The sequence below is a fragment of the uncultured Nocardioides sp. genome (assembly GCF_902805925.1).
In the GTDB taxonomy this organism is placed as follows: domain Bacteria; phylum Actinomycetota; class Actinomycetes; order Propionibacteriales; family Nocardioidaceae; genus Nocardioides.
In genome coordinates this window covers 1-4564 of sequence record NZ_CADCUP010000178.1, presented here as the reverse complement: position 1 = coordinate 4564, position 4564 = coordinate 1, and the positions used below count along the sequence as shown (strand labels likewise).

The 4564-nt window shown below is 73.6% G+C and carries 5 protein-coding genes and 1 riboswitch; of the genes, 4 read left to right on the top strand and 1 reads right to left on the bottom strand.

What is annotated here, in order from left to right; translation table 11 throughout:
- Positions 1–69 precede the first annotated feature (69 nt).
- The 4 genes from QZX64_RS12975 (at position 70) to QZX64_RS12960 (ending at position 4297) form a co-directional block, all read left to right on the top strand.
- Complete coding sequence (locus tag QZX64_RS12975; protein WP_295660577.1) at positions 70–615, top strand: MerR family transcriptional regulator; 546 nt, start codon at positions 70–72, stop codon at positions 613–615.
- 97 nt (positions 616–712) lie between these two features.
- Positions 713–819: riboswitch (glycine riboswitch) on the top strand.
- 79 nt (positions 820–898) lie between these two features.
- Complete coding sequence (gene gcvP / locus QZX64_RS12970; RefSeq protein WP_295660574.1) at positions 899–3766, top strand: aminomethyl-transferring glycine dehydrogenase; 2868 nt, start codon at positions 899–901, stop codon at positions 3764–3766.
- Positions 3767–3968: 202 nt separating this feature from the next.
- Positions 3969–4106 (top strand): hypothetical protein, encoded by a 138-nt coding sequence (locus QZX64_RS12965; protein WP_295660571.1) that lies wholly within the window; start codon positions 3969–3971, stop codon positions 4104–4106.
- 77 nt (positions 4107–4183) lie between these two features.
- Positions 4184–4297 carry a peptidoglycan-binding protein gene (locus QZX64_RS12960; RefSeq protein WP_295660568.1) on the top strand — a complete coding sequence of 38 codons (114 nt, stop codon included), beginning with the start codon at positions 4184–4186 and terminating at the stop codon, positions 4295–4297.
- A 10-nt stretch (positions 4298–4307) separates the two neighbouring features.
- On the opposite strand, the gene QZX64_RS12955 is transcribed toward QZX64_RS12960, so the two are convergent.
- On the bottom strand, positions 4308–4564 hold a 257-nt coding region (locus QZX64_RS12955), incomplete at its 5' end, for a metallopeptidase TldD-related protein (protein ID WP_295660564.1).

The window sequence follows — 4564 nt, the reverse complement described above, 5'->3', positions numbered from 1 at the left end:
ATCGCCGTGGGCGTCAACGAGAACGAGCAGGACCGGGCCGCACAGGCCCAGGCCGCACAGGCCGTCGACCTGGCCGGTGAGCAGGGCCTGCTCTTCACCGACGACGTCTCCCCGCTCCCCGTCGACACCGGCTACCGCGGTCCCACGGCCTGCAACGCCGCCGGGATCACCTACCGCCAGCTCGACTACTGGGCGCGCACCGGCCTCGTCGAGCCGACCGTGCGCGGGGCGAGCGGCTCCGGCTCGCAGCGCCTCTACTCCTTCCGCGACATCCTGCTGCTCAAGGTCGTCAAGCGGCTCCTCGACGCCGGCATCTCGCTGCAGCAGATCCGCACCGCCGTGGCCCACCTCCGCGAGCGGGGCACCGACGACCTGACCCGCGTGACGCTGATGAGCGACGGCGCCTCGGTCTATGAGTGCACCAGCAACGACGAGGTCATCGACCTGCTCCAGGGCGGGCAGGGGGTCTTCGGCATCGCGATCGGCGGCGTCTGGCGCGAGATCGAGGGCACGCTGGCCGACCTCCCCAGCGAGCGCACCGCCGACAGCGCGGTCGGGAGCACCACCGCCGGCGACGAGCTCGCCGCGCGGCGCGCGACCCGCAGCGCGGGCTGACGCACCGCCCACGTCCGGGGCCGGCCCGCTCGCTCGATCCCCGGCGCGTCCGCGACGGGCTTCGCTGGAGGGACGCTGGTAGATTCGTCGGTGCTGACCATCCCGCGCGGGAGAGTCACGACACCGTCTCCTGCGAGACGGGGCGTGCGCCGAAGGGGCAATTCCTCCCCGGAACCTCTCAGGCACCCGGACCGCGCGGAGCAGGCAACTGTGGAGCCCGTCGCGGGACCGGACGTGGTGACAGAGGGGGAGGGGACCTCGCCCCGACCCTGGAGACCCTCACATGCCGCAGCGACAGACCCTCGCCGAGCTCGACGCCGCCCTGCCGTTCACCGACCGGCACATCGGCCTCGACGCGGACGCCGTCACCACGATGCTCAAGGCCGTCGGGTTCGACACCCTCGAGGAGCTGATGGCCGCGGCCGTGCCCGGCGGCATCCGGCAGTCGGTCTCCCTCGACCTGCCCGCCGCCGTCTCCGAGGACGCCGCCGCCCGCGAGCTGCGCACCCTCGCGGCGAGCAACCGGCCCGCCGAGGCGATGATCGGGCTCGGCTACCACGGCACGGTGACGCCCCCGGTGATCCGGCGCAACGTGCTCGAGGACCCGGCGTGGTACACCGCCTACACGCCCTACCAGCCGGAGATCTCGCAGGGCCGGCTCGAGGCGCTGATCAACTTCCAGACCGTCATCGGCGACCTGACCGGCCTCCCCACCGCCAACGCCTCGCTGCTCGACGAGTCGACCGCCGCCGCCGAGGCGATGACGCTGGTGCGTCGCGCCAACCGCAAGGCCAGCGGCCCGTTCGTGGTCGACGCCGACGCGCTGCCGCAGACCATCGAGGTGGTGCGCACCCGCGCGGAGGCGATGGGCATCGAGGTGGTCGTGGCCGACCTCGCCGGCGGCCTGCCGGAGGGCGAGCTGTGCGGCGTGCTCGTGCAGTACCCCGGCGCGTCGGGCCGGATCCTCGACCCCCGGGCGGTCATCGAGGAGACCCACGCGCGCAACGCCCTCGCCGTCGTCGCCGCCGACCTGCTCGCCCTGACCCTGCTCGAGGCGCCCGGCGCGATGGGCGCCGACGTGGTCGTCGGCTCCTCGCAGCGCTTCGGCGTCCCGCTCTTCTACGGCGGTCCGCACGCCGGCTACATGGCCGTGGCCGCCGGCCACGAGCGGCACCTGCCCGGGCGCCTGGTGGGGGTCTCCATCGACTCCGAGGGCCGCCGCGCCTACCGGCTGGCCCTGCAGACCCGCGAGCAGCACATCCGCCGCGACAAGGCGACCTCCAACATCTGCACCGCCCAGGTGCTGCTGGCCGTCGTCGCCTCCATGTACGCCGTCTACCACGGCCCGGAGGGGCTGGCCGCGATCGCCACCCGCACCCACCGCTACGCCGCGCTGATCGCCGGCGCGCTGCGCTCGGCCGGCATCGAGGTCGTCAACGACTCCTTCTTCGACACCCTGACCGTGCGGGTGCCGGGCCGGGCGGCCGAGGTGATCGCGTCGGCCCGGGCGCTGGGGCTGCACCTGCGCCACGTCGACGACGACCACGTCGGCGTGTCCACCTCGGAGACCACCACCCGCTCGACGCTCACCAGCGTGCTGCGGGCCTTCGGGGTCTCCATCGACGTCGGCGTGCTCGACGCCGGGATCGACGACCTGCTCCCCGCCCCCGTGCGCCGCACCACGCCGTACCTCACGCACGAGGTCTTCTCCAGCCACCACAGCGAGACCCAGATGCTGCGCTACCTGCGCCGGCTCTCGGCCCGCGACTACGCCCTGGACCGCGGCATGATCCCGCTGGGCTCCTGCACGATGAAGCTCAACGCCACCACCGAGATGGAGCCGGTGAGCCTGCCGGGCTTCGCCGACCTGCACCCCTTCGCACCCGCCGCGGACGCCGAGGGCTACCGCCGGCTCGTCGCCGACCTGGAGGGCTGGCTGGCCGAGGTCACCGGCTACGACCGGGTCTCCATCCAGCCGAACGCCGGCTCGCAGGGCGAGCTCGCGGGCCTGCTCGCGATCCGCGGGTTCCACCGCGCCGCGGGCCAGGAGGGACGCACGGTGTGCCTCATCCCGTCCTCCGCCCACGGCACCAACGCCGCCTCCGCGGTGATGGCCGGCATGAGGGTGGTCGTGGTCAAGGCCGGGGACGACGGGTCGGTCGACCTCGACGACCTGCGCGCGCAGTGCGAGAAGCACGCCGACGACCTGGCCGCGATCATGGTGACCTACCCCTCGACCCACGGCGCCTACGAGAACACCATCACCGAGCTGTGCGAGATCGTGCACGCCCACGGCGGCCAGGTGTACGTCGACGGGGCCAACCTCAACGCGCTGCTCGGCTTCGCCCGGCCCGGCGAGTTCGGCGGCGACGTCTCGCACCTGAACCTGCACAAGACCTTCTGCATCCCGCACGGCGGCGGCGGGCCGGGCGTGGGCCCGGTCGCGGTGCGCGAGCACCTCGCGCCGTACCTGCCCTCGCACCCCCAGCACCCGGAGACGGCCAAGCGGGAGGGCATCGGTCCGATCAGCGCCGCGCCGTACGGCTCGGCGGGCATCCTGCCGATCTCGTGGGCCTACATCCGGCTCATGGGCGCCGAGGGACTCACCCGCGCCACCGCGTCGGCGGTGCTGTCGGCCAACTACGTCGCCGCCCGGCTGGGCGAGCACTTCCCGGTGCTCTACCGCGGCCACAGCGGGCTGGTGGCCCACGAGTGCATCCTGGACGTCCGCGGGATCACCAAGGACACGGGCGTGAGCGTCGACGACGTCGCCAAGCGGCTGGTCGACTACGGCTTCCACGCACCGACCATGTCGTTCCCGGTGGCCGGCACGCTGATGGTGGAGCCGACCGAGTCCGAGGACCTGGCCGAGATCGACCGCTTCTGCGACGCGATGATCGCCATCCGGGCCGAGATCGACCGCGTGGGCAAGGGTGAGTGGAGCCCCGAGGACTCCCCGCTGCGGCACGCGCCGCACACCTCGCGGGCGCTCGTGGGGGAGTGGGACCGGGCCTACCCGCGCGAGCTCGGCGCCTTCCCCGCGGGCGTCGACCCCGACAAGTACTGGCCGCCGGTGGGCCGCGTCGACCAGGCGTACGGCGACCGCAACCTGGTGTGCGCGTGCCCGCCGCCGGAGGCCTTCGCCGAGTGACCTCACCGAGTGACTAGGCGGGTGACCACGGCTCCCGGCGGCCCGCCTGTCTAGACCTCTGCGCGTCGCCGTTGTCCCTGCTCCCGGACCGGTCCTAGCCTGCGGGGCAGGGTCCTCGGACCCGACGGTCCCGCCATGGACCGGGGGAGGAGAGGCACATGGCACGCAGCGAGCAGGGTGCGCACCGGTGGGGCGGGGCGCCATGATCCGCTTCTACCTGCCGGTCGACGACGAGGAGGCCCAGGAGGTCGTCGTGCCGCGCCAGAAGGACCGCGTCGGGATGGACGTGCGGCCCGGGGAGAGGGAGCCGGAGGCCCACCGCCTCGACCGGCAGGGCTGACCGGGCCGGCGCTGCACCCGCGTTCGGCCGGGTGCGACGGACTAGGGTCCGTGGACCGACTCCCGCGAGAGGTCCTCATGCATCCCGCCACCGCGGCCGCCGTCCGCGACTACCAGGGCACTGCCGGCCTGGCGGCGACGGGCGTGGTCGCGGCCGACACCTGGCAGGCGCTGGTGCGCGGGCGCCGCTGAGCCGACGCCCTCAGCGGGCCTGGCTGACCGAGCTCATGTTGAAGTCGGGCACGCGCAGGGCGGGCATCGCGGTCCGGCTGAAGTAGTCGTCGCCCCACTCGCGGCTGAAGGCGGGCACGGTCGCGGAGGCGTGGGTGAAGCGGGACAGCAGGTCCACCGGGCTCTCGTTGAACCGGAAGTTGTTGACCGCGCCGGTGACCTCGCCGTCCTCCACGAGGTAGACGCCGTCGCGGGTGAGGCCGGTGAGGAGCAGTGTCTGCGGGTTCG